This window comes from Terriglobia bacterium (assembly GCA_036496425.1).
GTDB lineage: Bacteria > Acidobacteriota > Terriglobia > 20CM-2-55-15 > 20CM-2-55-15 > 20CM-2-55-15.
The window spans coordinates 1-25851 of sequence record DASXLG010000173.1 but is presented as its reverse complement, the minus strand read 5'-3'; the positions used below and the strand labels follow the sequence as shown (position 1 = coordinate 25851).

Sequence of the window (25851 nt, the reverse complement as noted above, 5' to 3'; positions counted from 1 at the left end):
TTCATCGTCGAGAAGCGCGAATGTGCCGGCGATGGAAGCGAACACGCCGCCGCGGTCGATATCGGCGACGAGCACGGCTTTAGCACGCACGGCGAGGGCAAAGGGCAGGTTCACGATATCGCGGTCCATCAGATTCACTTCGGCGGCGCCGCCGGCTCCTTCGAGAACAATGACGTCGAACCGATCGGCCAGACGATGGAAGCTCTGCAACGCCTCATCGAGGAAGAAAGGTTTCCGGGCGTAATATTCGGCGGCGGTCATCGTGCCGTAAACCCGTCCATGAAGGACAACCTGCATCCGATTGTTGCCGGAAGGTTTGAGGAGAATCGGATTCATATCGGCGGAGGGCGCGATTCCCGCGGCCTCCGCCTGAGCAACCTGAGCGCGCCCGATCTCGCTTCCGTCAAAACACACCGCCGAGTTGAGCGCCATGTTCTGCGACTTGAAAGGCGCAACGCGGACTCCATCCTGGCGCAGGATCCGGCACAGCGCCGTCGTCACCACACTCTTGCCCACGTGCGATGCCGTGCCGGCGACCATCAGGCTTGCAGCCAATTGTTTGTGCTCCTTTGGTTAGTGCGTTTTGTTCCAGGCCTCACCGGAAAGGGTGATGGTCACGCCGCTGCGAATCGTGAACGGTGCGGCCGGAAATCCGATTGTCCCCATGTAGTGCTCGCTGAAAAGATTTTCGACGCCTGTATAAAGCGAGATCGATGGTTTGAGCGCGTAGCGGCCGCTCAGGTCGATCTTCTGGTATGCAGCGTCCAGATTCCGGTTCGGCAACAACATGGTATTTCCGTAAAACTGGTCGTACAGGAATGTGCTGTCGTCACGCCGCCCGGCAAACGAACCCGTAATCGTTCCGGTAAACTGTCGCCGGATATAAAACAGGCCTAAGCTGCCGCTGTGCGGTGCACGATTGAAAGGCCGTTGTCCCTGGAGCGGGGAGAAAGCGCCGATTGCGATCGCCGGGAAGGCCGGGTTGTACGAAGTTGCACCGAAAGCCTTCGTGACCACCGCGTCGAGGTAAGTGTAGTTGGCCTGGATGCGGAGGCTATGACCTAAATCGGTAGAAATCTGTGTTTCAATCCCTTTCGAACTGGTCGAACTGGCATTGACATAAGCTCCGTAGCCGGCCAACGCGGTCACGACGCCAGGACTTACGCCGACGGAAACCAGCTGGGCGGGACTGAGATATGTGATCAGATCGTAAAAGTCGTTCTTGAAAAAGGTGAGTTCGACCTGGGTCCGCGCCTGCCGGAAGCTTTGTTTCACACCGGCATCGAACGTCCTGCTGCGTTGCGGCCCGATCGGATTAATACTGAACTGAGACCGCTGCGCAGGCGTCAGCAGAGCGGATACCTCCGAGGCCTGCTGGGTTGTGCTGGGCTCTTCGATTCCTTTACCGAAATTTGCCTTCAGCCGCGTTTCGCCGAAAACCGGGTTGGCCGATTTCCGCAAGTCATAAGCGAGTGAAATGCGAGGCGAGGTTGCAACGCCAAATACGGTGTTGTTTTCAATTCCCGCGCCGCCTGTGACAAAGAGCCGGCCGCCGATGCTGCCGTGCGCTTCCATAACATAGCTGTAGTTGTCGCGCGTCAGGCCGGACCCGTTTTCATGCTCGTAACGGAATCCGAATGTTCCGGTCCAGTCTCTGTAAAAACGATAATCGGATTGTTCGTAAACGGATCGCCTCGCGTTATACAGCGCTAAGATGGAGGGATAGGTGCCGTAGTAATCGAGGATGCCCTGTCCTGTGGCCTTGTAGCCGTTTGCTCCCTGAATGTTAACCATGTTGCCCAGGTAATCGCCGTAGGCATCCTGCTGGCCGGTAGGAGTTGGATTTCTGTAAACCTGGTTGAATTGGCCATAGCCGAAGCGGAGCAGGTTGTGCCATTGGCTCGTTGTCTGGTTTTGTAAGGTCGCGCTGACGGCGGTGTTTTGATTCTTCTGCGACGAGTCATCGGCAATGCCGTAAAGGTAAATTCCGTTCGGAGTACCGAGCCCGGTCCAGGTCTTTCTCACCGTTGCCCGTAGCTGGGTCGTGGGGGTCAACGCATAGCCGAAGTTGCCGGCATACGTTGCATTGTGGAAGAAGTCGTTGGTATAGCTTCCCTTCGTGTCCAATCTGGCGAAGTCGGAGAAGTAATCCAGCTTGTGGAGCACACCACCCGCCGAAGCCGCCTGTTTCATCGTGTAAAAGTTTCCACCGTCGATGGAATATTTGATTTCCGGACTCGGCGTAGAGCCGCGTTGTGTTGTCACATTGACGACGCCGGCCAGGGCATCTGCGCCATACAGCACGCTATTCGAGCCGCGCAGGACCTCAACGCCCGCGACACTGTCATTCGAGAGCTGCGCGAAATCGAATGAACCGCCGATATAGTTGGCTGGAACGCCATCGATCAGGACTTTGTTGAAGGATGATTCGCCGCCGCGTATGTACAGATGTGCGATGCCGCCACGTTGGCCGGTTTGGGTAATCTGAGCGCCGGGAATCTGGCGGATGTCCTCGAGGACATCGAGTTTGTTCTGTGCTTCGATGTCCCCGCCGCCAAACAGGCTGACCGATGCGCCGGTTTCATCCACCGGTGTTTCCGATCCTGTTGCGGTGACGACAACGTCTTGACGGAGCGCGCCGAGTTGCAGGTGAACGTCGACGTCCACCGGGGTATCGCCGACCGTTACCGTGGAACTCTCAAAAGATTCAAAACCCTGGGCGACGACCTCAAGTTGACAGAGTCCAGGATTCACAGCCGAGAATCGGAATGAGCCGGTTCCGTCCGTGGTCACCTTTCCGATCGTGATTCCATTGCTAAGAAGTGTGACGATCGCCGCGGGAACCCGGGCGCCTAAAGGGTCGGACACCACTCCGCGGATGACGCCCGCGGCTTGAGACGATTGCGCGCCTACTGCGAATAAAAGAACCGTGAGCAGCAGCCGATAGGAAAAACGCATGAAGTACTCCTTGACGGAGCCTTCGCATACAAAACAAATCCGGAGGCTTTTGATATGCATCCAGCCCTTTGCTCGAAGGCTAAAATGTTGAACGGCCGCATGGCCGGTCATCGACAGGTCTTCGGACTTGCAGGCTTCACACTATCCTACTGGCCGTTGCTTCCCAGTTCACCTGGCGTGAACCAGTGCATTGAAAACGGCGGTCGTTCCTGCTCACCGCTGCGGGACAGTTCCGGATTTCCACCGGATTCCCTTTTAAGGCCTGACATCAGGCCATCGATAACGGATCGGAAGTTAGCGCAAACTGAATCAGTAATCAATTCCTTTCTGGGCGAACGGCGACCCCAGGCGCCGCTGTGGTCTTACCTTTACCGTGCCCTGTGTTTATCGGCACAAGGTCATGCGCGGGGTTACCCATGGATTTCGTCCAGCTGAAGGATTTGCAGGGAACCGTTGGAAGGAACCTGCTGCGCGGATGTGACCGCACCGGAGACGGTGGACAGAAATGTCTGGATCACGACGCCATGCGAAACGCATAAGATCGCTTCACCTTGCATGTCGCCAATGAAGGCGTTCACGCGTGACCGCAGATCGCTGACACTCTCGCCGCCGGGGGGAGTGAAGTTGCCGGGATCCGTGTTCCAGGTTTGCCAATCGCGCGGCCAAAGTGCAGCGATCTCGTCATGCGTTTTACCCTGCCACACACCATGATCGATTTCCGCCAGCCGATCGTCGCACTCGATCGTTTGGCCGCCGGCGATGATGCTCGCTGTTTCCAGTGCCCGCCGCAGCGGACTCGAATACAGGTGATCGAAGGGAATGCTCTTCAATTGTTCTTTCAGCGTTTCGGCCTGAGCTCGCCCGGCAGCGTTTAAAGGTATGTCGAACCGGCCCTGGTAGCGCCGCTCGACATTCCAGTCGGTGAGGCCGTGCCTCACAAGGATCAGGGTTCTGCTCGTGCGACTCAAACTTGTCATGCGGTCTAAGGCTATCACGACATTTGCTGCAGGCGCGGTCTATGACCGCGCTGATTCATGCACATCTGCCGGAAATCGAACCCGCAGAAGACGAGATCGTTGTTCACATGGAAGCGCGCCTCTTTCGCTTGACAGCCGCGAGATGCATAGACTAATTTATTAGTCACTTCGATGAAACCAAAGAAAACGGTTCCCACGGATCAGGAACTCGAGATTCTGAAAGTTGTCTGGCAGCGAGGCGAGGCCACTGTTCGCGAGGTATATCTGGACCTCGCCGCACAACGCAAGATCGCATACACCACTGTGCTCACCATGATGGGGATTCTCGAGCAGAAAGGGCATTTGAAGAGAACCGCCGGAGACCGTGCGTATGTCTACAGTCCGGCGAAGCCGCAACAACAGGTGGTCCGTTCGATGGTCCGGGAATTCGTCCACCGTGTGTTCGGTGGTTCCGCAACGCCGCTGCTTGTACACCTGCTTGAGGATCCGAAGACGGATCCGAAAGAACTTGCGGAGCTGGAAAAACTCATGAAGGACCGGCGCAAAAAGAAATGACGATGGTGGACGCTATTCTGCACAACCTGCGTCCCTGGGCGGAGCAAGTGATCGTGATCTCACTGGCTGCTGCCCTGCTACCCGCATTAATCCGTTTGCGCCATCCGCGAACCCAGCTTGCATATTCTCATCTGATGCTGGCCGTGTGCCTGGTGCTGCCGTTTTTGCAGCCCTGGAAGCACGCCAACATCTTGATTGTGGAAAACAACCATACGACGAAAGAGGCAGCGGACTCCACGGCGGATTCGTCGACTTCAGATCAACCATCCGCTGTGCCCGCCCGCCCATTAGGGCAGGCGCCCGTACCCGTGCCGCCGCTCCGGCAAAGAATTCCGACTGAACGCTTCTGGCTTGGAATTCTCGCAGTTGGAACACTTGCAAGATTTAGCTGGCTGCTCGCAGGTTTGTGGAAAATCCGCGGATACCGCATCGGGGCAACGCCTCTCTATCCGGTACCTGAGACCGTGGGGGCCGCAGCCGCGCTGACACATGCCGATGCTATGTTCTGCGTTTCCGCGGATGTCTCCGGTCCCGTAATGCTGGGGCTCTTCTGCCCCGTGGTCTTGCTGCCGGAATCCTTTCATGGACTGGACGAGGAGGCTCAGTGCGGTATTGCAACACATGAACTGCTGCATGTCCGGCGCAACGATTGGCTGGTAACTCTTCTCGAAGAGCTTGCCGGCACGTTGCTCTGGTTCAGTCCTGGAATCTGGTGGCTGCTGGCGCAAACCCGGCTTGCCCGCGAACAACTGGTTGACGCGGAGGCCGTACGTCTCACGTCGGCGCGGGAATCCTACATCCAGGCGCTGCTTACGATTGCGCGCTCGCGCCAGACGCTGGACCTCGCGGCGGCGCCTCTTTTCCTGCGCCGCCGGCATTTGACGCAGCGCATGCACTTTCTGCTCAAAGACACTCCGGTCTCCAGACCGAGACTGGTTTCGTCTTATGCCGTGGCCGCGGCCGCCATGGGCGCCGCCGGATGGCTTTCTTTCAGTACGTTCCCTCTCGTCGGAAGCCCCCAATTCCAGCGGATCGCGTCGCCATCGGAAACCAAGCAACCAGTTTTTAATGTGAGCGCCGCCGCGGAGCAACCCTCGCCGCAGCTGTTCCCTCGGGCTACGGCTGCCGTGCACGCCGATCAGACCGGCCGCACAGGCTCAGGTTCGGTACCGCCCGATGCCCAAGAGCCCGTAATGGTATCGATCCAGGCAGCCTCAACTCCAGCCGAACGCGCTGCCGCTTTGTCTCTGCTGGAGCATGCACGCCAGAACAGCGACATGCATCTGGCATCAACACCACCATTCCGGATCGACGCGACGTTTCAGGCCAGCGGCGAAGTGAATTACGCCGGCCCGGGCACGCTATCGGAGACCTGGCTATCGGGTGCGCGCTGGCGCTGGACGGCAAGTCTTGCAGGCTACTCACAGGTGCGGATCGGAAACGGGCAAACGGGTTTCGATGAGCAGCCGGTGACGTCGGTTCCGTTACGCGTGCACATGTTGAGAGATGCCCTTTTCTGGCCGGTTCGTTTCCCGCCGGGCACCAGGATTCGAACCGCCATCGCACATTGGAATGGAAAGTCCCTGAACTGTGTCCTCGTTAATGGTGAAGCAGGCCCCGGGTCTGCCGCGCGTTCGTGGAGCGAGCAGGAATACTGCCTTGATAACGCGTCCGGTTTACTGGACGTCCTCTCACCCGCTCCTGGAACCTACTTTTCTTACCACTATGGAAGAAGTGATTTCCATGGACGGTTCGTCCCGGACCAGATTACGGCCTCCGTGGACGGTCTTGAAGTACTCGGCGCGCAAATCGCCGTCTCGGACGCAAATAGCGAAGACGTACCTTCGCCGCAAACGGCCGCCTATACACGCGGCACCACTCTCGCAGCCGGCCCGCGATTCGTAATCAGCGCGCCCAACAACTTTGCAGACGGCTCGATTCAAATGGTAATCGTTCACGCGGCTCTCTCTCCGGCGGGCGCAGTTCTGGAAGAAGAAGTTTCCACATCCTCCGACCGCCGATTGGATCAGGCCGCTCTCGATTCTGTACGGCAATACGCATTTCCGCCGGCTTTAACACAACGTGAAGTGTTTGTCAGCGTCGGATTCTTTCCGGCCAGATAAGGAGCATTCCCATGCGGCTGATGTCTTTGTTCCTGTTGTTCCTGTTGTCGCTGTTACCGGTATCCGCACAGACGTTGCCCGACGGCAGAAACCTGCTCGAGCGTGAACCCCAGGCGTTCCAGAGTCTCGTTAGTTATTCGTACACCGAAGAGACCACGATGCAGGCAACGTTTTTCGGCGTCGGCGTCACCGTGCCCGTGATGAAAGTGGAGGTCCAGGCTCTCAATCCCGGCAAGTTGCGTATCCAGACGAAACTTGCGGCCGACATCGACTCGTTATTGATTTTCGATGGCGACAAAACATGGACGTATACCCCGGGACGAAACCAATACTCCAAGGTTCCGGGGAACGCGCCCGTGTTGGAGGCGTTGGACTCCCAACTGACCGGCGATCCATCGCAAATCCTGGCCAACGCCGTCACCCGGCGTTCGGAAAGGAAAGACGTCGACGGGATGCCGCGTGAATGCTGGGTCGTGGAAAGCCACCTCGCCAAGGGATCCCTGGACGGTATGCAGATTCAAGACGCGGTCTATGTGACATGGATCGACAAAGAGACCGGGATTGCGCTGCAGCGAAGCGTGTCCGGCAAAATGCTGGACGGGCCGGGGGAAGGCTCGACAATGGAAACAAAATCGGTCAAGCGGGCGCTCAAGTTGAACGAGCGGCTTCAGGCTTCCTTATTCGTCTTCGTTCCGCCCGCCGATGCCAGGGAAGTGGATCCCGGCAAGGAGGACATCGCGGCGGCCCCGTTGCCTCCGAAGCCGGGTGAGCCGCAGGCGTATGTCCCATTCCTGAGCCCGATTCATCGTGAGGAACCCGATTGGCCTCAAGCCGCAAAGGACAAAGGCATCCAGGGAACGGTGCAGGTCCTGATTACGCTCAATACTCAGGGCCTGGTCTCCGCCGCAGAGGCGTTGACGGGACCGGAGATCCTGCGTCAACCCGCAATCGATGCTGTAAAGCGCTGGACCTTTCAGCCCGTCCTGCGTGGCGGCCGGCCGGTATCCGCATATACAGAAACGTCTGTGGATCTCATGGACTTCTCGAAACCCATCAGGCAGGTCGACCTGGATACGAATCAGGAAATTGCCGCGCAACAGCGTATCCAGCAAATCCAAAGCCGCTTTCCGCGGACACCGGAGCAGACACTCGCAGACCTCGAACAAGATGCCACCGGCAGAGCCGGAATGGAACGGGACTTTCTGTTGCCTCAACTCGCCAAAGCCGCAGTCACGGCCGGGGCTTTCGATAAAGCCGACGTCTATGCCGACGAGCTCCTTGCCTCGGCCGGCGACGGCTGGAATGCCGGCACGGCGATTCACGACGGCAATATCGTTCGGGGCCTCGTCGCCCTCCGTCGAGGTAATGTCCAGCTGGCTGCCAGAGATCTGATCGAAGCCGGAAAAACCACTGGCGGCCCCGTACTGAACTCGTTCGGTCCGAACTTTACCCTGGCCAGCGAATTACTTGAGAAAGGCGAACGCGACGCCGTGGTGGAGTACCTCAGGTCGTGCAAGAGTTTCTGGGCTATGGGATCCTCCAGACTCGATACCTGGATCAATACCATCCAGGCCGGTGGAAAGCCGGATTTTGGACCGAATCTGATCTATTAACCCGAACTGAACGGCAATTGCCGGTTTACTGGCACCTCGCGGCAATCGTGGGTTTCTCCCGATATTTGTCGTGGCAATTCGAGCAAGCGGTTGTCATCTTGTCCGCCACGTCCAGAATCTGGTCCTGATTTTTCGCCTGCGCTGCTTTCTGCACGGCGAGTCCGGCGTCCCGCAGGCCCTGAACCAGCTTGGGCCAATCCGCGTTCGTAATCGGCACGGCTTTGCCGTTGGAGCATTTCCGGCCGGGTTCCATCAGAAGATTTGCGGCTTCGTACAGAGCCAGCCCGCTGTTTTCGACAGCTTCCCATCCGCCATAGGTGCTGGCCAGCGGATCGGGGGACAACGACGGGTCCGGCGCCGGCTTGATTTTGGCCGGGTCTTTGTCCTGAACAAAGAAGATCACGTTCGCGTTGGGATACAGGATGCCCTTCATCAATTGAGCCAGAGTCGCGACGGGGCGAGCAGCAGTGGCTGCAGCCGGCGCGGCGCGGCGCGCAGGCGCCGCCGTTCGTTGTGGCGCTTGCGCGCCCGCCGAAGAGAGGCTGATCGTTGCTATAAATAAAAATACCGAAGCTACTTTTGCAAATCGCACGTATGTCCTTTCCGTGGAATCAGTCGACGATTCCGCCTTCCTTCGCGGCTTATTGAGCGCGCTTATCGTTGAGATACCAATAATGAAGATGGCCAGGCTTTGTCGGCCTCCTGCGGTGTCATTTTATGTGAAATACCGCTCCCTGATTATGAAGAGTTTCTGAAGTTTTCATAATCTGATGCTAGACTTTTTCGCCTATGGAATACGTCAATCTCGGACCGACAGGATTGAAAGTTTCGCGCCTCTGCCTGGGTGCGATGACCTATGGCTCGAAGCAGTGGCGGCCGTGGGTGCTCGAAGAGGAAGAGGCGCGGCCATTCATCCGAAAGGCCGTGGAATACGGCATCAATTACTTCGATACAGCCGACATGTATTCGGCAGGGAAGAGCGAAGAAGTTCTCGGCCGCGCTTTGAAGGATTTCGGGCCGGGGCGGGACCGCGTCGTCATTGCGACGAAGGTTTATATGCCGATGAGCGAGGACCCGAACAGCCGCGGGCTCTCGCGCAAGCACATCATGCACTCGATCGATAACAGTCTGCGGCGGCTGGGAACGGACTACGTCGACCTGTATCAGATTCACCGGTTCGATGTGTCGACCCCGATCGATGAGACGCTCCGCGCCCTGGATGATGTCGTTCGGGCGGGTAAGGCCCTGTATATCGGCGCTTCCGCCATGTACGCGTGGCAGTTCATGAAAATGCTGGCGGCGTCCGACCGCCTCGGCGCCGCGCGCTTCACTACGATGCAGAATTATTACAACCTGATTTATCGCGAGGAAGAACGTGAGATGCTGCCGCTCTGCCGCGCCGAAGGCATTGCAGTCACGCCGTTCAGCCCGCTCGCGCGAGGTTTTGTGGTCGGGAACCGCCGCAAGGAAGACTACGGCGAAACCGTCCGCGCCAAAACCGACGAGTTTTCGCGCCGCCAGTATTATCGGACTGAAGATTTTGCAATCGTTGACCGTGTTACAGAGATCGCGGCCAAACGCGGATTGAACAACGCTCAGGTGGCGCTGGCATGGGTGCTGCAGCAGCCCGGCATCACAGCGCCGATTATCGGCGCGAGCAAGCAAGGACACCTCGAGGATGCGCTGAAGGCGCTGACGGTCAAACTGGAAACGGATGAACTGAGGTACCTGTCCGAGTTGTACAAACCGCGCAGCGTTCTCGCGAACCTTTAAAAAACTGGCGTCATCTGCGGTCAGTTTTACTTCTTGAAAATCAAGCTCTGTGAAAAGAAGGGCAATACACTCATCTCAATCCGGTCTTTTACGTGATTCGTGTGATCGCCATCATAGGTTTCGAACTTGTGATGGATCCCGAAGTTCGTAAACGCCTCTTCGAGCTGCTTGTTTGAAGCCATCAGGCTGTCGGACGTTCCGACATCGCCGGCGATGGCGTGGAACTTCTTCAGATTCCCGACGTATTGGTCCAGCATGGCGAGCGGCGAGTTCGCGACCCATTTCGCCACGATGAGCGGTTGCGGCTGTCCGTCTTTCGTTGGGAGGTCGTAGTAGTTCGGTGGATTCCCGGGGTTCGGCGACCAGGCGGCGGCTTCGGCGAATTGAACATTGGCAAACCCGCCTCCGCCGCGGTTGCCGGCGCCACCGCGAGGTGCGGCGCCACGATTCGCGCCAGCGGCCGGCGTTTCTACACGAGGAGTTGCTCCTCGAGCACCGTCCCCGCGCGGAGCTGCGCCGCGGTTGCCGCCCCCGCCAGGATTGTTCATGAGGCAGCAGGCGCTCAAGATGTAGAGGCTTGAAAACACGTCCGGACGTTTCATCGCGATGCGGACCGCGCCGTAGCCGCCCATCGAATGGCCCGCGATGCCGCGGCTCATCCGATCGGGAATCGTCCGATAGTTTTTGTCCATATATGAAACAAGGTCTTCGGCGATGTAGGACTCCCAGTTCCCGGTAGTGACGGAATTCGAATACATACTTCCGCCGTACTTGGTGTTCGCATTCGGCATAACGACGATCATTCCGCGCGAAGTGTTGGCTGCGATATCGCGATCCATGGCCTCGGGAACGTTTGCAATGCGGCCGGTCCATGTCGCGTCGGTTCCGCTGTAGCCGTGCAGGAGATAGATGACAGGATATCGGGCCTTTTTGCTGGTCTCGTAATCCGGCGGCAGGTAGATGGTGACGTCGGGATCCGCGGTTTCGCCTTCGAGATTTCCCTCCAGCGCTTTGCCGTGAATCTTGATGTGCTGCACCATGCCTTTCTTTGCTGTCTGGCCGTCTTCCTTGGCGAGGACGAGACCGGCTGCGGTCATCATCAGAATGCACGCCAGGAGGATTCTAAAATGCATCGATTTCATCGCTTTGCCTCCGTGGAACCGGATCTTATCTGCTCGCGGTGACTTTGCCAATCAATACGGCGGAACCTTGCGAAACAGAGCATCGATCGAGAACACTGGAAGCACCGCACGCATGGTCATTCCGCGCATAGCGTGGGGAACTATAAGATGCTGATTCTGCGGCGTCAACGGTATCAATGTTGGCGATGAAAACCACTCTCCTTTGTGCGTTACAATGGATCGGTTATGGACTTCAAGCTGGTCTCTTCCTATGCGCCCCGCGGCGATCAGACAACCGCCATCGAGCAACTGGTGCGGGGCCTGGGGGATGGCGAAAAGCATCAGGTGCTGCTCGGCGTAACCGGCTCGGGGAAAACCTTTACGATGGCGAAAGTGATCGACCGGTTGAACCGGCCCACGATCGTACTTGCCCACAACAAGACGCTGGCGGCCCAGCTGTATCACGAGTTTCGTGGGTTCTTTCCGCAGAATGCCGTCGAGTACTTTGTCAGTTACTACGACTACTACCAGCCGGAGGCGTACATCGCCTCGACCGACACTTACATCGAAAAGGAATCCACGATCAACGACGAGATCGATCGGATGCGCCTGTCCGCAACCCGTTCGTTATTCGAGCGGCGCGATGTGGTGATCGTGGCTTCCGTCTCGTGCATTTACGGCCTGGGCTCGCCCGAGGCGTATTACGGCATGTTGTTGATGCTCGAGCGAGGCCAGCGGATCACGCGCCGCGAGATTCTGACCAAGCTGGTCGAGATTCTCTACGAGCGCAACGACCTGGATTTCCGGCGCGGCACATTCCGGGTCCGCGGCGACACTATCGAAGTCCACCCGACCTACGAGAACACGGGTTTTCGAATCGAGCTGTGGGGCGATGAAGTCGACAAGCTCGGCACGTTCGATCCGTTGACGGGCGATGAGCTGCAGGTTCTCGATCGCCTGACCGTCTACCCGAAGAGTCACTTCGTGATGCCGCGCCCTCGCATCGAACAGGCTGTCGACACGATCAAAGCCGAGCTTGCCGGCTGGGAGGTGCTTCTCGAAAATCAGGGCCGTCTGCTGGAAGCTCAGCGCGTGCATCAGCGCACGTTGTTTGATCTGGAGATGGTGAAGGAAATCGGTTATTGCCACGGTATCGAGAATTATTCGCGGCACTTTACCGGACGCCTGCCGGGGCAGCCTCCGCCGACCTTGCTCGACTACCTTCCGCAGGACTCTTTGATGTTCATCGACGAGAGCCACCAGACGATGCCGCAGCTTCGCGGCATGTACCACGGCGACCGCTCGCGTAAGGAGAATCTGGTGGAGTACGGCTTCCGGCTTCCGTCCGCGATGGACAACCGGCCTCTGACGTTCGACGAGTTCGAACGGCGGACCAATCAGATCGTCTATGTTTCCGCTACTCCCGGTCCCTATGAACTGACGAAAACCGGCGGCGTGGTCGTAGAGCAGGTGATCCGGCCGACGGGCCTTACCGATCCCGAGGTCGAAGTCCGCCCGGTCCGCGGCCAGATCGATGACCTTCTCCATGAGATCCGGCTGCGCGCTGAAAAGAACGAGCGCGTGCTGGTAACGACCCTGACCAAGCGCATGTCGGAAGATCTTGCCGAGTATTACACCGAAGTCGGCGTGAAGTGCCGGTACCTGCATTCGGAAATCGAAACCCTGGACCGGATTAAAATTCTCCGTGGCTTGCGCCGCGGTGAGTTCGACGTGCTGATCGGCATCAATCTTCTGCGTGAAGGTCTGGATCTGCCGGAAGTTTCGCTGGTGGCGATCCTGGATGCGGACAAGGAAGGCTTCCTCCGGTCGGGCGATTCTCTCATTCAAACGATGGGGCGCGCGGCCCGGCACATCAATGGCCGCGCGATTCTGTATGCGGATACGATGACCGACTCCATGAAGCGCGCGATCGATGAAACAAATCGACGCCGCGAGATTCAGGTGCGGTACAACCAGGAAAACAATATAACGCCGGAAAGCATCATCAAGCCGGTCGATATGACGCTGGTTGCCATCGCCGAAGGCGACTACGTGCCTGTGCCGGAAGTAGAAGTATCCGAAGTCCTGCCCGAAGATCCCGAGAAACTCGCGGAACTGATTGCAAAGCTTGAGACTGAAATGCGCGATGCGGCCAAGAAGTTCGACTTCGAGCGGGCCGCCCAGTTGCGCGACAAGGCCCGGGAGTTACGGGCGAAAGTGCTGTAGCGCCGCACATCAGGGGGAATTTATTGCACCATTGCATCATTGAAATTTGTTGCATTTCTACATTGAAATGCAGGTGCACAAAGCCCGCGACGACATAGAGTGAAACTGCTGTAAAATCCAGAGCCATATGGCGCGCCTCATTGCGGTCGTTCTTCTGCTTGCCGGAACTGCTTTCGGACAGGCTGCGTCCGGTAATGAGAAGTATGATCAGAACCAGTATGCGGACGCAGCGAACGCGTACGCAAAGATTCCAGCGGCCCAGCGCGACGCGGTAATCTACAACCGGCTCGGCATTTCCTACCATTTAGCCAACCAGCTCCGCGCGGCCGAAACCGCGTACAGGAACGGGTTAAAGTTGCAGCCGGAAAATCCGAACCTCCTGAACAATCTCGCCGCTTTGTACTACACGCAGCGGAAGTTCAGCGATGCCGAGCGTGAGGTGCGCCGCGCAATCGAAAAGAGTCCCGACAATGCGGTTATGCGAACCAACCTCCACGCCGCGCGGTATGCCCACGAAAATACCAGAAACGCCCGAGTGGTTGCGGACGAAATCGGTCCGAAGAGTTCAGAATTGATCGAAATGAGAGAAGGGGATCTGCTGCAGATGCAGATTCTCATGCCGGCGAAGGAATTGAGCGAAGCGACTCTGCACGAGCAGCGCGGTGATTCGTATTTCGCCCGAAAGATGTACGAGGAGGCGATCGCCGAGTATCAGAAAGCGATCGCAATCGACCGCTACAACGCGAGCACTCTGAATCGCCTCGGCCTCGTCTACCATCAGGCCCAGCAGCTCAACGCGGCCGAGCGGTACTACCGCGAGGCGTTGAAACAGAATCCGTACTTTCTCGAGGTGCTCAATAATATCGGCACCGTCGAGTATGCCCGCCAGCGATACGACAACGCTTTGTCGCAATACGAGAAGGCACTCAAGATCCGGCCCGACTCTCCCACCGTGATGCTGAATAAGGCCTTCTGCCTCTTCGATATGAAGAAGTATGACGAGGCGCAGAAGTCTCTCCAGCAGGCTCTCCAGCTGGATCCGAAGGTCCTTGAAAAGGCCAGTGGCTTCGGGACGCTGATCCAGACATCGCGCCGCGGAGATCCCGCGGTCAGCTTCTACTTCGCGAAAATCTACGCGGCTCAGGGTGACAAGGAGCGGGCGATTTCCTACCTGAACAGGGCGCTGGATGAAGGGTTCACGGAATTCGACAAGATTAAAACCGATCCGGCATTCATGGTCCTTGCCATGGAAGAAGGCTACATGAAGGTGCTGGACCGGATTACCTCACTCACGACCTCGAACAGCCAGAACAAATAGTGGAACATTTAGATTTTGCAATTGAACTTGCGCGCGAAGCCGGCGGTGTGCTGAAACACTATATGAATCGCGAGAAGCACGTTGAACTCAAAGGCCGCGCCAATCTCGTCACGGCGGCCGACAAGGAGTCGGAGGCCCTGATCATCCGGCGCATTCGCGAGCACTATCCGGATCATGCCATTCTGGCCGAAGAATCGGGCGCCACCGCGGGCGGCGCCGCGAAATGGATCATTGATCCACTCGACGGGACGACGAACTTCGCGCATCAATATCCGTTCTTCTGCGTTTCGATCGGATTTGAGCAGGACGGAAAAATATTGTGCGGGGCGGTCTATGATCCCTGGCGCGACGAAATGTTCAGCGCCGGGCGTGGTTCGGGCGCCTTCGTGAACGGCCGGCCGATCCGCGTTTCGGACGCCAACCGGCTTTCCGATGCGCTGATCATGACCGGGTTTTCTTATGGTGTCCGTGAAAAGATGGACACGGCGATGAGCCAGTTTCGCGCCTTCCTGATCGAAAGCCAGGCTGTGCGCCGCGGCGGTTCCGCGGCATTAGACCTCTGCTACATTGCGCTCGGGCGCGTTGACGGCTTCTGGGAGATGGACCTGCATCCATGGGATACGGCTGCCGGTGTCGTTATTGTAGAGGAGGCCGGAGGCACGGTGACGAACTTCGGCGGGGGCGCATTTTCGCCGTATGACAAAGAGATCGTCGCTTCAAACGGCAGCATCCATAACGAAATGGTCTCCGTACTTGGACAGTTGAATTAGCCACAAAAGGCATAGCGCGGCTATGCCGCAAGCAAACTGTTTTTAGCCGCAGATGACGCGGATGGGGCGCCTCAAAAGTTCGTTTTTGCGCCCCATCTGCGTCATCCGCGTCATCTGCGGCTAAATTTCTTATGTTCCCAGTTTGATGACAATCATAGTCCTGTCGTCGTGAGGGCGGACGCGTCCGATAAAATCCGCGAGGGCAGCGCTGACCCCCTTCACGATTTCGTCGGCGGATTTCTCATGGTGCAGACGCACTGCTTCGGCGAGCCGTTTAAGTCCAAACTCTTCATCGGCGTCATTTCGCATCTCGATCACTCCATCGGAGTAGAACACGAGAATGTCGCCGCTCTGGAGCTGCAGCGAGCTTTCCTCATATTTCGAGTCCGGAAACAGCCCGAGAGGAACGCCTGCAACATCGAGGTATGTCGGCTGTCCGGCTCGCACCAGCAGAGGGTAGGGGAGACCTGAATTCGCAAGAGTGATCGATCGTGTAACAGGCTCATAGATGGCATAGGTGACTGCAACAAATTGACCTTCAACCGGCCGTTGATGGAGGGTTTTGTTGACCAGTTCGAGCATCTGGCCCGGCGGATACTTCCTTCCGGCTCTGGTCCGGATCACGCCGCTCGATAGCGCTCCATACAATGCCGCCGGCGCGCCCTTTCCGGCGACATCGCCTACTACGATCGCAAGACGGCCGTCATCGAACTCGATCCAGTCGTAAAGATCGCCTCCGAGCTGCGCAACGGATTTGAAAAGTACCGCCAATTGCAAAGGAGCAACGTGCGGGAGTTCGTCCGGCATCAGCTGACGCTGAATTTCCCTGGCGATTTTCATTTCGCGGCCGAGCCGGCTTTCGTTGTCCGCCACGCGCGCATAGAGTTCCGCATTCACCAGGGCCGAAGCGATCCGGGACGCGAGAGTCATCAAAAATCGTTCGTGATATTCCGTGAAATATCCGGGCTTGGTGCTCTCCAGATCGACGATGCCGACGACTTGACCCTTCGACGTCAGCGGAACGACAAGTTCCGAGCGTGTTTCCGTATGGACATTGAGATATCGCGGATCCTGCGTCACGTCGGCGATGCGAAGCGGGACATTCATTTTCGCGGCTGTCCCGATGAGTCCCGTTCCCAGGGGTAACACGAGCTTCTGGTTTTCACGTTCGTTGGAACGAATGACGAACTTCGGCCGCAGGAGGTTCTGCTTCTCATCGAGAAGGAAGATCGAAAACGTGTGGTAGTTGATCTTCTGCTTAACGGCCGCGGCAATTTTGTGCACCAGTTCGTCGATTTCCAGCGTGGAACCCATATCGAGACTGATGTCATATAACAGCGCCAGCAATTCACGGTTGCGCCGTTCGCTCTCGTAAACGCGCGCGTTTTCGATGGCGATCGCGATCTGGCTGGCGAGAAGGTTCAGAAGCTTGACCTGATCCTCGCGGAAATAGCCGGGCTCGGGACTTTCGATATCGAGGACGCCGACCACGCGATTCTGGCTCACCAGCGGAACGGCGAGTTCCGAGCGGGCACTCTTCACCGCCTCGATGTATCGAGGATATTTTCGGACGTCGTCCACCACGACAGTCGTACGTTCCATTGCCGCCGTGCCGGTGACGCCGTCACCCACTTTGATCCGCAGATTCTTTACGACATCGGGAGGATGTCCGATCGCAAAGCGGAGGTACAGTTCCTGTTTGTCGTCGTCAACGAGAAATATCGCGAAGATCTCGTAGGGTACGATCCGATTCGTCAGCTCCGCAATTTTCTTCAACAGCTCGTCGAGATCGAGAATCGAGGTGATCTCGTGATTGATCTCGACCAGAGTCGATACGAAGCGCCGGGCGTCGGAGCCGGCAACTGCTGTGGCTGGATCCGGTTTCATCTGGCTGCGGCCTCTTCCAGGATCTTGATTCCGGCGCTGGTCCCAAGGCGGGATGCGCCCGCCTGCAGCATCTGCTGGGCTTCAGCATAGTTGCGGATACCGCCCGCCGCTTTGATTTGAATTTCTGGAAGCAGATTCGACCTCATGAGGCGGACATCTTCGACGGTCGCGCCCGAAGGTCCGTAACCCGTGGAGGTCTTCATGAAATCCGGTTTCACCCGGTTCGCGATCTTGCAGGTGCGCACTTTTTCGTCGTCGGTCAAATAGGCGGTTTCGATGATGAATTTCGTGTGCACGCCGAGCGTTCTGGCTTTGGCAATCAGATAGTGCATTTCTTCCTCGATGGATTTGTCGTCGCCGGATTTCAAAGCGGCAATATTAATGACGAAGTCCATCTCGTCGGCCCCGCGGGCTGCGCTGGCCCGCATTTCGGCTTCTTTAATTTCGGTAAACGTGACGCCGAAAGGGAATGCAATCACAGTGGCGATTTTGACGCGGGAAGTCTTCAGGAGATCGCGCGCAATCGGGACATACGAGGGAAATATGCAGACCGCTGCCATGCCATATTCGATGGCTTCCGTGCAGAGCCTCCGGATATCGGTGGCGGTTCCGATCGGACGAAGCAAAGTGTGGTCGATGTAACGGCCAAAATCAGATTTCATTCAGTACCCGAATATCGGAAAGATTGCGGTAGCGTTGCGCGAAATCAAGACCGAAACCGACGACAAACTTGTTCTCGATCTTGAAGCCTACATAATCCAGCGGTTTGTCGTACTTCGAATTGCCCGGTTTTTCGAGCAGTGTCGCCACCCGGAGAGAACGCGCTCCCCGGGCTGAAAGAATATTGTAAACGTGGAGCAGCGTGAGGCCGGTATCCACGATGTCCTCAACAATAATGACGTCTTTGCCGGCAATGGAGATCCCAAGGTCCTTCTCAATGTGAATCGTTCCTGATGTGGTTGTTGCGTCTCCATAGCTCGACACCGCCATAAAATCGACTTCGACCGGAACGTCCTGCGCAATCGCCCGGATCAGATCGGCCAGAAAAATGAAGCTGCCTTTGAGGATGCCGACCAGTGTCACGCTGCGGGCGTCGAAGTCCTTTGAAATCTGCCGGCCCAGGTCCGCAATCCTGCGCCGTATCTCGTCTTCGCTGATCAAAACCATGCCCAGCGCCGTTTTCATGACTCCGCTAGTGTGCATGAAAAGCGGAAGGAACCACAAGAAGCACAAAGTTTGTTTAGCCGCAGATGACGCGGATGACGCAGATGGGGCGCAAGAAGACGGCTTAGAATGCGCCCCATCTGCGTCATCTGCGTCATCTGCGGCTAAAACCTGTTTTGCAGAATCAAAGACGTCCGAAAAAAGGTTTATGGTATAACCCGGAAGATCCCATCGAGGTCCGAATGCTTCAGAAAGCATGTCTGCTTGCAGCGCTCACTTGTCTGGCCGGCAATGTCGCTTACAGCCAAACCACTCAGACCCAGCCGAAACGCGCAGAGATTCTGACCGTGCACGGAAGGGTCATCACCGGGGATCACAACGATCCGGATCTGCGGATCGAGGTGCGGCTGGAGAGGGCCACTGGCCAGCTTGCCTCGACGACGTTCGCGGATGCCGGGGGCAATTTTGAATTTCGCAGTCTCGGACCGGGCCGGTATTACGTCTTGATCAATCTTGAGGGCTACGAACCTGTCAGCCAGAGCATCGATGCTTTCAGCGCTGTCGGCGACAACAGCGTAACGATATTCCTTTCAAAACCCGCTGTGCGGGGCATTGACCGGCCCGCAGGCCTCGATGCGGCAGATCCTGATACTGTCGACATCTCGCAAATGAAGGACAGCCTGCCCAAAAAAGCGGTACAGGACTATGAAAAGGCGATCGAGGAAAAACAAAAGGGACGGACGGAAAGCGCTATCAGGCTGCTGGAGGAGGCGATCGTTCTTGCTCCGAATTTCTTTCATGCCCACAACAACCTCGGAATCCTCTATCTTTCCGCGAAACGGCATGGCGATGCAGAGCGGGAATTCAAGAGCAGTGGCGCGCTGAACCCGAAATCCGAATTGCCTCTTCTGAACCTCGGTACGCTCTACCTCGAAGAAGCCGCCGCCCAGAAAGAGGATCCACGAGCCGCCGGCAGGGTGCTCGATCAGGCATTGGATGCTTTGGAACAGGCAGTCAAGCTGAATCCCCGCTCGGCTAAGGCATATTTCATTCTGGGGCAGGCCAACTACAGATCGGCTTTTTTCGAAGAGGCGGAGAATGCGTTCAAAAAGTCGATCGCTATCGATCCCAAGCTGTGGGCGGGCCGTCTGATGCTTGCGAATGTATACGCGAGGCAGGAAAGATGGCCGGAAGTTCTGGAGCATTTGGATGCCTATCTGACACATAACCCCAACGCCGCCGATCGAGCTCACGTCGAAGAGATGCGCGCTGCGATTGCAAAGAACGTGCAGGCCACAACCAAATAATCCATGACCACGAAAGAACTTCGTCAATCGGCGCGGTTGATCTGGGAAGCGGCGCTGAAGGCGGCAAATCCTTCCACCTGCATCCGGAATATTGTGCAGGTCGACGGTGGTGTGCTGTCGATCGGCGAGAAACACATTCCGATTCGCGGCAAGCTGATCGTGATCGGCGCAGGTAAAGCCGGCGCGAAGATGGCGCAGACGATTGAAGAGATCGCCGGAAGCTACGTTTCAGGTGGTATCGTCGTCACAAAATACGGGCATGCGCTGCCGCTGGAGCGAATCCGGCTGGTTGAAGCCGGGCATCCGATCCCGGACGCTGCCGGCATGCGCGCGGTCAAGGAAACACACGAGTTGCTCAAGGGACTGACGAAGGATGATATCGTCCTCTGCCTGCTGTCCGGCGGAGGTTCGGCGCTGTGGCCGGCGCCCGCGGATGGAATCACGCTCGAGGAGAAGCAGGAAGTCACTCATCTGCTGCTTCGCGCCGGCGCGACGATCCGCGAGCTCAACGCGGTTCGAAAGCATCTTTCGGAAATGAAAGGCGGCCAACTCGCCCGCTGGGCGGCTCCTGCGCATGTGGTGTCGCTGATCATTTCGGACGTGATCGGAGATCCACTCGACTTCATCGCCTCCGGGCCCACGGCGCCGGACACCACGTCCTTTTCGGATGCATTGGCGATCATTCAGAACTATGGCGTCGACGTTGCGGAGCCGGTTCGTGAACGGCTGCAGGAAGGAGCACATGGCCGGATTCCGGAGACGCCGAAGCCCGGTGACGCCGTATTCAAACATGTCGACAATCACATCATTGCGAATAACCGCCTGCTCATCGACGCCGCTGTCGAGAAGGCGCGCGAACTGCGATTCAACACGATGATCCTCGGCACCGGGATTGAAGGTGAGGCGAAGGACGTCGGCGGGTTCTTTGCGGCGATTGCCCAGGAGATCGGCCGAAGCGGGAATCCGATTCCGGCGCCGGCCTGTGTCTTAGCGGCAGGCGAAACCACAGTGACGGTCCGGGGACATGGTGTGGGCGGCCGCAACCAGGAAATGGCGCTCGCCTGGGCGATTGCCATGGCGGCGCAGGCTTCAACCAGTTCGGCTTGTTTCGCCAGTGTCGCATCGGACGGCACTGATGGCCCGACGAGCGCCGCCGGAGGGATCGTCGATCAATTGACCTGTTCGCGCGCGGTCGATCTCGGTCTCATGCCGCTCAAGTTTCTGCGCAGCAACGACTCGTCGAACTTCCTCAAAGCGACCGGCGACCTGATTGTGACCGGACCGACGCAAACAAATTTGAGCGATCTGCAGATTCTATTGGTTGACTGAAGGGGCTTTCCGGACGCTGTTCAACATCTGCCGCATCCGCTGATCTGCAACCTGCTGGAATATCCGGACGCGTCCCTGTTGGCGCGGCGTCAGGAGCGGATCGATGTTGCTGAGAAAGCGCTCCTGGTTTGCCTCAATGTCGGTATCCGCCTTCGCCAGGTCGCGAATGGTTCTCTTGATATCTTCATCGCTGCTCTTGGGCCGGTTTACCAGCATGCGGAGTTGCTGCAAGGTTTCCTGCCTGCGCGCGCTGATGTCAAACCGTGTCTGGATAAACTCCTGGATGATCGGCAGGATTTTTGCGAAGACGTCCGGATTGACGTTCACAACGCGCTGAAACTCGCTGACGTAGAAGGTCACAACGGAATCTTCGATCCTGGGTGCCTGCTTCCGTCGCTGCGATAGACCGCTCACGCCCGGCAGGATGACGAGCGCAATGGCAAAAAGAGCGGCCGTTTTCATTGGAGACGCGGAGTTCCTCTTTGTGCCGCTTCGAGCATCTGCTGAAACTGCGCCTGCTCCGTATCGCTGAGATCGACCACATCGTCGAAAACGGTCTTTTCGGTTCCCGCATCGATCAGTTCAGCCGCAGGCAATGTTTGCAGCGTCAATGTTTTGCTCGGGGCGGCGTTTTCCTTCTGTAAATGCCACAAAAATGCGCCCGTCGGAATTCCAACGGCGAGAACCAGCGATAACGCCCAGGCCAAAGCCGGCCGGATCGTCCAGCCGGTCCACCGGCGCACGGCGGATTGGCGTTGAATCGAGCGGGACAGGAGCTGATCCCGCATCGAGGCGCGGAATTGTGCCCAATCCGGTTCAGGGATATCGTTATCCATCGATTCGACTTCTGTCCTGAGCGACTTCATCGCCTGCCATGTGGCGCAGCAAGACCGGCAAGCGTCGATGTGAGCCTGATGCTTTGTAAAAGGTACTGCATCCTCCATCAGGTTCACGAAGTCCTGTGTTTTTAAATGCCCTGACATAAAGTTCCTGACCGATTAACGGGCTCTCTTCAGATTCGGATCTTTTACCAGTTTCCGCAGTTTTTCCAGTGCAAAAAATACGCTCGCCTTGATCGTTGAAATCGAGCGGCCAGAAATCTTCGCGATTTCTTCATAGCTCAACTGTTCGTTGATCCGCAGTTCCAGTATCGCCTTTTGCTTGGGCGGCAACAACTTCACCATACGGCGAAAGTGGGCGCGCTGCTCGCTGTCTTCGAGTTGAGCTTGCGCCGATGAGCGGACAGTTCCGGTATATTCGGTAACTTCGACGAATTCCTGGCAATGCTTTTTGACGTGGTTGATGCAATGATTCATTGCAATCCGGTATAACCACGTTTTCAAACTGGATTCGCGCCGGAAGGTCGCCAGATGTTCGAATGCCTTTATAAATACTTCCTGTGCCAGATCCATCGCGTCGTCGCGATTCTCGACGAACCTGTAACAGATGCGGTAGATCTGGCGCTCATACCGGATCATGATTTCGTCGAAAGCAGCCGTGTCTCCCGTCAGATATCGTTCGACGAGTTCCGCATCCTGGTCGTGATTCATGGCGGTCATCGGTATTGAAGCTGATAAGGTCCGTTCCATCATATAGTTTGGACAGGAAATCCGCCGCCCGGGTTTAAGATAATATTTATTGTAATGGCATTATTCGATTCCAAGAAGTGGCGTGTTTTGAGGGGACTACGGGCGTATCTCAGGCCCAAACCGGGTTCTGCACAAAAGTATGCCTTTTCAGTGCGCGTTGAGGGAATGAAAAGCCCGTGGCCGAAATGAATTCTGGGAATTCTGGGACAGACACCGAATTCGCGAAGCGAATAGTTCGGTGTCTGTCCCGGAATTCCGCAAAGTTGACAGGACGCATTTCAGGTAATACCGTATTACTCATGCCGACGATTACGTTCAAAGTGACGGTTGAAGAGGCGCGAATGATCCGGTCCCAGGCCAAAAAGGAAGGGATCAGCGTCTCGGAGTATCTGCGGCTGCGGGCCGGCGCTCCGATGCCCGCTGTGCGTAAGCCTCGGCGGGTGCGATGCCCACGGACTGGCGCCATGATCTTTGCGGCTCCGGAAAATCAACCTCCACTGACGACGGAGTCGGTGCGTCAGATCCTATCCGATTTTCCGTGAGATATCTTCTGGATGTAAATGTTCTGGTCGCTTGGGGTTGGTCTGATCATGTCGATCATGAACGGACGGTCACATGGATCGCTTCCGCCAAGAAAAATAAGTCGGTAAACCTGATGACGTCTGCAATCCCACAGCTCGGTTTCGTGAGAGTCTCAGTGCAGCGAACAAGGGCTCTCGTCAGCGTGAATGAGGCAAGCGCTACTCTGGCGGGCATGTTGAAATCCTTGGGCGCCCGGCACTCGTTCCTGGCTGACGACCTGCCGGCGAAAGACTTTCCAGCGTGGTGCCATCAGGCTTCCCGGACAATCGACGCTCACCTGGTAGAACTCGCGCAACAGCACGATGCCAGACTGGCCACCCTCGATGGTGGAATCCCGAACGCATTCCTGATCCCCGCCTTGCCGCTGAAGTCGGGGTCGATAAAATAGAAATACAACGCCAGGCATTTGCGCTTTGCCGACTGGACAAACGGTCGACCGAACAGACAACCTGTAAACTGGACCGACGGATACCTGGCGGCGCTGTCCACACGGAATCGGAAACTGAAATTAATGGACCTACGATTCGGAATTCCGAACGACGTGGCGCCGGGCAGATGGATCATCCATTCCTCTGGCGATTCGGAGCTGACGCGGACGCCTACAGGCGCGCGAAACGATTGTTCACTTCCTTGGGGTTGCAAATTGGTCCACACTCGCCCAGGCTGAAGGCTGCACCATGCAGGGGCTGGTCTTATTCCTTTGGCTGTTTGCGTCGGGTGTTCCAGCGGTGGAACTCCCGACTCTGCAGATCGAATCGCCTCCGGAGCTCGCGGCGGTCCGGGATCGGTTGCAAGCGATCCCGCCAGGCCGGTTTGCCGACATTTTTCAATTCCTGGGCTCCGGCCCCGGGTTGCCGGTTCGGGTCGAGCTGGTTCCCGAAAGCTCCGTCGTCGCCCATAGTGTTCAACCCTGGATTGCGGGATTTGCGGTTGGTGAATCGAGTCTCGTTGTTCTCTTCCCAGCTCGTTCGCCAGGCTATCCCGATAACACTCTCGAAGATGTGCTGCGCCATGAACTCGCGCACGTGCTGATCGCGCGTGCATCGGGCGGCGGCCGGGTGCCTCGCTGGTTTAATGAAGGATTGGCCATGGAGGTTGAACGCGAGCGCCGCTTCCAGGATCAGACCGAACTGTTTTATCAGTTGGTGAAGGGAGGAGAAACGGATCTTCGTCAGCTGGACGCTCTATTTTCAGGTTCGCAGGACGATCAGATCCGTGCTTACGCGTTGGCCGGCGCCTTCATCCACGATCTACTGCAGTCCTATGGCCCGGCGTCTGCCAAAACCATTCTCGCGCGCATGCAGCAGGGGGCCTCATTCGATACCGCATTCATGGACGTTACGGGCATCCCGGCATCCAGCGCGGAATCTCAATTCTGGCGCCGGCAACGCATCTGGACGTCGTGGGTTCCGGTTCTCACCGCGTCGACAACACTCTGGTTGGCCATAACCATGCTTGCTCTCCTCGCGATCGTCGCGCGCCGCCGCCGGAACCGCCAGATTCAGAAACAGTGGGAGAAGGAAGATCAGCAGAGCTCTGAATAATGCAATGCCGCATTAAACCGCCCGCGACACGGCCTATCGATTCTCCCAATCGGTTTTGGGAATTAGCCAAAGAGATTTGGGGGTTCGCAATCGGTTTTGGGAACCAAACTGCACCAGCAGGAATTAATGGCGGATTGGGAAACATTGCAACAAGGAAGGGCACCGACAGCCATTGAACCGCGACAATAGAGAAATGAGCCATCCGATTTATCGCGTTGTCGGTTTCGAGATCGTGGCAGCCTACACACTGAGGGTTGGCTTTGACGATGACACGATGCAGACAATTGACTTCCGGCCTGTCCTATCGGGTGAACTGTACTCGCCCCTTAACGACGTGAACTTCTTTAATGCAGTTAGAGTCGACTCCGAGGTTCACACGCTGGTTTGGCCGAATGGTGCGGACTTCGACCCAGCGACCCTGCATGACTGGCCGATACAAGTGAAGGCCTTGCGTGAGAGGGCTCAACAATGGCAGGCAATCCGAACCTAAGAAGTCCGCCTATCAAGGGCCGCCCAACAAAACGATGGAGCCGCCGCAGAAACCGCGAGGCTCATCGTTAACCCGTTGGGCCGACGCCCGAGATAGGCGATGAAGCGAAACAAGAGTCTTAACGAACGTGCGGTGTTCTACCGATTCGCAATTGCTTCGGGTATCGCGTTGAATCGGCGAAGTGTGAGAAGTACCAAACCGCCATACCCCGACATTTCATGCCGAGTTGACAGAATACCGCAATATTTCGAATTAACTCGAATGGTTCACCCAGGGCTGGCTAACGAAATGGGACGGCATCTCTCACAACTCTCGAAAAATGGGACCGCGGCGAATGTGAAGCCATACTGCTATGACGATCGCGCTGCCTTGCGCGAAACCATCGCTAGCCTGAATTTCCACGGCACACCATTCGCCTAAGAATCAGGGCCGGGAAGGTCCGTTGTAGGTGGTTAGACGCAACTGCAGTCCATTCCACCATGGAACGGCAACCGGCTGGTCGATGAGGCCGGAAGACAAGATGAT

25 protein-coding genes and 1 riboswitch are annotated in these 25851 nt (G+C 57.1%); of the genes, 14 read left to right on the top strand and 11 right to left on the bottom strand.

Going from position 1 to position 25851, the window contains the following annotated elements:
• The 3 genes from VGK48_12075 to VGK48_12065 form a co-directional block, all read right to left on the bottom strand.
• On the bottom strand, positions 1–555 hold a 555-nt coding region (locus VGK48_12075), incomplete at its 3' end, for a cobyric acid synthase (GenBank protein HEY2381907.1).
• 18 nt (positions 556–573) lie between these two features.
• Positions 574–2958: a TonB-dependent receptor plug domain-containing protein gene (locus VGK48_12070; GenBank protein HEY2381906.1), complete on the bottom strand. Its 2385-nt coding sequence runs from the start codon at positions 2956–2958 to the stop codon at positions 574–576.
• 94 nt (positions 2959–3052) lie between these two features.
• A riboswitch (cobalamin riboswitch) is annotated at positions 3053–3254 on the bottom strand.
• A gap of 114 nt (positions 3255–3368) precedes the next feature.
• Positions 3369–3935 (bottom strand): histidine phosphatase family protein, encoded by a 567-nt coding sequence (locus VGK48_12065; protein ID HEY2381905.1) that lies wholly within the window; start codon positions 3933–3935, stop codon positions 3369–3371.
• A gap of 171 nt (positions 3936–4106) precedes the next feature.
• Between VGK48_12065 and VGK48_12060 the strand changes: the two genes are divergently transcribed.
• From VGK48_12060 to VGK48_12050, 3 genes are read left to right on the top strand one after another with little or no spacing between them, the layout of a single operon-like run.
• A complete protein-coding gene (locus tag VGK48_12060; GenBank protein ID HEY2381904.1) occupies positions 4107–4490 on the top strand; it encodes a BlaI/MecI/CopY family transcriptional regulator in 384 nt (127 codons plus the stop codon).
• 2 nt (positions 4491–4492) lie between these two features.
• Positions 4493–6613, top strand: coding sequence for a M56 family metallopeptidase (locus VGK48_12055; GenBank protein HEY2381903.1), 2121 nt, complete (start codon positions 4493–4495; stop codon positions 6611–6613).
• Between the two features lie 11 nt (positions 6614–6624).
• A complete protein-coding gene (locus tag VGK48_12050) occupies positions 6625–8226 on the top strand; it encodes a TonB family protein (GenBank protein ID HEY2381902.1) in 1602 nt (533 codons plus the stop codon).
• Between the two features lie 25 nt (positions 8227–8251).
• On the opposite strand, the gene VGK48_12045 is transcribed toward VGK48_12050, so the two are convergent.
• A complete protein-coding gene (locus VGK48_12045) occupies positions 8252–8818 on the bottom strand; it encodes a hypothetical protein (GenBank protein HEY2381901.1) in 567 nt (188 codons plus the stop codon).
• A 197-nt stretch (positions 8819–9015) separates the two neighbouring features.
• On the opposite strand from VGK48_12045, the gene VGK48_12040 reads away from it, so the two are divergent.
• On the top strand, positions 9016–9999 hold the full coding sequence (locus tag VGK48_12040) for an aldo/keto reductase (GenBank protein HEY2381900.1): 984 nt from the start codon (positions 9016–9018) through the stop codon (positions 9997–9999).
• 26 nt (positions 10000–10025) lie between these two features.
• Here the strand turns inward: VGK48_12040 and VGK48_12035 are convergent, their stop codons facing one another.
• Positions 10026–11141 (bottom strand): alpha/beta hydrolase-fold protein, encoded by a 1116-nt coding sequence (locus VGK48_12035; protein ID HEY2381899.1) that lies wholly within the window; start codon positions 11139–11141, stop codon positions 10026–10028.
• Between the two features lie 225 nt (positions 11142–11366).
• Between VGK48_12035 and uvrB the strand changes: the two genes are divergently transcribed.
• From uvrB to VGK48_12020, 3 genes are all read left to right on the top strand, one after another.
• Entirely contained in the window at positions 11367–13346 is a 1980-nt protein-coding gene (gene uvrB / locus VGK48_12030; protein HEY2381898.1) for an excinuclease ABC subunit UvrB, read from the top strand.
• A 127-nt stretch (positions 13347–13473) separates the two neighbouring features.
• On the top strand, positions 13474–14664 hold the full coding sequence (locus tag VGK48_12025) for a tetratricopeptide repeat protein (GenBank protein ID HEY2381897.1): 1191 nt from the start codon (positions 13474–13476) through the stop codon (positions 14662–14664).
• Positions 14664–15434 (top strand): inositol monophosphatase family protein, encoded by a 771-nt coding sequence (locus VGK48_12020; protein HEY2381896.1) that lies wholly within the window; start codon positions 14664–14666, stop codon positions 15432–15434. The genes VGK48_12025 and VGK48_12020 overlap by 1 nt, the downstream gene beginning before the upstream one ends.
• Positions 15435–15563: 129 nt before the next feature.
• Here VGK48_12020 and VGK48_12015 read toward each other — a convergent pair whose 3' ends face one another.
• From VGK48_12015 to hpt, 3 genes are read right to left on the bottom strand one after another with little or no spacing between them, the layout of a single operon-like run.
• Positions 15564–17321: a SpoIIE family protein phosphatase gene (locus tag VGK48_12015; protein HEY2381895.1), complete on the bottom strand. Its 1758-nt coding sequence runs from the start codon at positions 17319–17321 to the stop codon at positions 15564–15566.
• The gene (gene deoC, locus VGK48_12010) at positions 17318–17983 is read right to left on the bottom strand and encodes a deoxyribose-phosphate aldolase (protein HEY2381894.1); all 666 of its coding nucleotides are present in this window, start codon (positions 17981–17983) and stop codon (positions 17318–17320) included. The genes VGK48_12015 and deoC overlap by 4 nt, the downstream gene beginning before the upstream one ends.
• Positions 17973–18506, bottom strand: a complete 534-nt coding sequence (gene hpt, locus VGK48_12005) for a hypoxanthine phosphoribosyltransferase (GenBank protein HEY2381893.1) — start codon at positions 18504–18506, stop codon at positions 17973–17975. The genes deoC and hpt overlap by 11 nt, the downstream gene beginning before the upstream one ends.
• Before the next feature lie 221 nt (positions 18507–18727).
• On the opposite strand from hpt, the gene VGK48_12000 reads away from it, so the two are divergent.
• Both VGK48_12000 and VGK48_11995 read left to right on the top strand, forming a co-directional pair.
• Complete coding sequence (locus tag VGK48_12000) at positions 18728–19792, top strand: tetratricopeptide repeat protein (GenBank protein ID HEY2381892.1); 1065 nt, start codon at positions 18728–18730, stop codon at positions 19790–19792.
• 3 nt (positions 19793–19795) lie between these two features.
• Complete coding sequence (locus VGK48_11995) at positions 19796–21121, top strand: glycerate kinase (GenBank protein HEY2381891.1); 1326 nt, start codon at positions 19796–19798, stop codon at positions 21119–21121.
• Here VGK48_11995 and VGK48_11990 read toward each other — a convergent pair.
• The 3 genes from VGK48_11990 to VGK48_11980 all read right to left on the bottom strand — a co-directional run bounded on the left by VGK48_11990 (position 21107) and on the right by VGK48_11980 (position 22680).
• Positions 21107–21583 carry a hypothetical protein gene (locus VGK48_11990; GenBank protein HEY2381890.1) on the bottom strand — a complete coding sequence of 159 codons (477 nt, stop codon included), beginning with the start codon at positions 21581–21583 and terminating at the stop codon, positions 21107–21109. The two genes, VGK48_11995 and VGK48_11990, sit on opposite strands and share 15 nt — an antisense overlap.
• Positions 21580–21987, bottom strand: coding sequence for a hypothetical protein (locus tag VGK48_11985; protein ID HEY2381889.1), 408 nt, complete (start codon positions 21985–21987; stop codon positions 21580–21582). Before VGK48_11985 ends, VGK48_11990 begins: the two co-directional genes overlap by 4 nt.
• A gap of 132 nt (positions 21988–22119) precedes the next feature.
• Positions 22120–22680 (bottom strand): RNA polymerase sigma factor, encoded by a 561-nt coding sequence (locus VGK48_11980; GenBank protein ID HEY2381888.1) that lies wholly within the window; start codon positions 22678–22680, stop codon positions 22120–22122.
• A gap of 329 nt (positions 22681–23009) precedes the next feature.
• Between VGK48_11980 and VGK48_11975 the strand changes: the two genes are divergently transcribed.
• The 5 genes from VGK48_11975 to VGK48_11955 all read left to right on the top strand — a co-directional run bounded on the left by VGK48_11975 (position 23010) and on the right by VGK48_11955 (position 25746).
• Positions 23010–23252, top strand: a complete 243-nt coding sequence (locus tag VGK48_11975) for a hypothetical protein (protein HEY2381887.1) — start codon at positions 23010–23012, stop codon at positions 23250–23252.
• Positions 23249–23680 carry a PIN domain-containing protein gene (locus VGK48_11970; protein HEY2381886.1) on the top strand — a complete coding sequence of 144 codons (432 nt, stop codon included), beginning with the start codon at positions 23249–23251 and terminating at the stop codon, positions 23678–23680. The genes VGK48_11975 and VGK48_11970 overlap by 4 nt, the downstream gene beginning before the upstream one ends.
• 289 nt (positions 23681–23969) lie before the next feature.
• Entirely contained in the window at positions 23970–24836 is an 867-nt protein-coding gene (locus tag VGK48_11965; GenBank protein HEY2381885.1) for a hypothetical protein, read from the top strand.
• 193 nt (positions 24837–25029) lie between these two features.
• Positions 25030–25326 carry a DUF2442 domain-containing protein gene (locus VGK48_11960; GenBank protein ID HEY2381884.1) on the top strand — a complete coding sequence of 99 codons (297 nt, stop codon included), beginning with the start codon at positions 25030–25032 and terminating at the stop codon, positions 25324–25326.
• A 288-nt stretch (positions 25327–25614) separates the two neighbouring features.
• Positions 25615–25746 carry a hypothetical protein gene (locus tag VGK48_11955; protein ID HEY2381883.1) on the top strand — a complete coding sequence of 44 codons (132 nt, stop codon included), beginning with the start codon at positions 25615–25617 and terminating at the stop codon, positions 25744–25746.
• Positions 25747–25851: the final 105 nt, after the last annotated feature.

Bases quoted from the DNA above. Each gene is read 5' to 3' on its own strand.
- VGK48_12070 (HEY2381906.1), bottom strand. From the start codon at position 2,958: ATGCGTTTTTCCTATCGGCTGCTGCTCACGGTTCTTTTATTCGCAGTA.
- VGK48_12065 (HEY2381905.1), bottom strand. From the start codon at position 3,935: ATGACAAGTTTGAGTCGCACGAGCAGAACCCTGATCCTTGTGAGGCAC.
- VGK48_12060 (HEY2381904.1), top strand. From the start codon at position 4,107: ATGAAACCAAAGAAAACGGTTCCCACGGATCAGGAACTCGAGATTCTG.
- VGK48_12055 (HEY2381903.1), top strand. From the start codon at position 4,493: ATGGTGGACGCTATTCTGCACAACCTGCGTCCCTGGGCGGAGCAAGTG.
- VGK48_12050 (HEY2381902.1), top strand. From the start codon at position 6,625: ATGCGGCTGATGTCTTTGTTCCTGTTGTTCCTGTTGTCGCTGTTACCG.
- VGK48_12040 (HEY2381900.1), top strand. From the start codon at position 9,016: ATGGAATACGTCAATCTCGGACCGACAGGATTGAAAGTTTCGCGCCTC.
- VGK48_12035 (HEY2381899.1), bottom strand. From the start codon at position 11,141: ATGAAATCGATGCATTTTAGAATCCTCCTGGCGTGCATTCTGATGATG.
- uvrB (HEY2381898.1), top strand. From the start codon at position 11,367: ATGGACTTCAAGCTGGTCTCTTCCTATGCGCCCCGCGGCGATCAGACA.
- VGK48_12025 (HEY2381897.1), top strand. From the start codon at position 13,474: ATGGCGCGCCTCATTGCGGTCGTTCTTCTGCTTGCCGGAACTGCTTTC.
- VGK48_12015 (HEY2381895.1), bottom strand. From the start codon at position 17,321: ATGAAACCGGATCCAGCCACAGCAGTTGCCGGCTCCGACGCCCGGCGC.
- deoC (HEY2381894.1), bottom strand. From the start codon at position 17,983: ATGAAATCTGATTTTGGCCGTTACATCGACCACACTTTGCTTCGTCCG.
- hpt (HEY2381893.1), bottom strand. From the start codon at position 18,506: ATGAAAACGGCGCTGGGCATGGTTTTGATCAGCGAAGACGAGATACGG.
- VGK48_12000 (HEY2381892.1), top strand. From the start codon at position 18,728: ATGCTTCAGAAAGCATGTCTGCTTGCAGCGCTCACTTGTCTGGCCGGC.
- VGK48_11995 (HEY2381891.1), top strand. From the start codon at position 19,796: ATGACCACGAAAGAACTTCGTCAATCGGCGCGGTTGATCTGGGAAGCG.
- VGK48_11990 (HEY2381890.1), bottom strand. From the start codon at position 21,583: ATGAAAACGGCCGCTCTTTTTGCCATTGCGCTCGTCATCCTGCCGGGC.
- VGK48_11985 (HEY2381889.1), bottom strand. From the start codon at position 21,987: ATGAAGTCGCTCAGGACAGAAGTCGAATCGATGGATAACGATATCCCT.
- VGK48_11980 (HEY2381888.1), bottom strand. From the start codon at position 22,680: ATGACCGCCATGAATCACGACCAGGATGCGGAACTCGTCGAACGATAT.
- VGK48_11975 (HEY2381887.1), top strand. From the start codon at position 23,010: ATGCCGACGATTACGTTCAAAGTGACGGTTGAAGAGGCGCGAATGATC.
- VGK48_11965 (HEY2381885.1), top strand. From the start codon at position 23,970: ATGCAGGGGCTGGTCTTATTCCTTTGGCTGTTTGCGTCGGGTGTTCCA.
- VGK48_11960 (HEY2381884.1), top strand. From the start codon at position 25,030: ATGAGCCATCCGATTTATCGCGTTGTCGGTTTCGAGATCGTGGCAGCC.
- VGK48_11955 (HEY2381883.1), top strand. From the start codon at position 25,615: ATGGGACGGCATCTCTCACAACTCTCGAAAAATGGGACCGCGGCGAAT.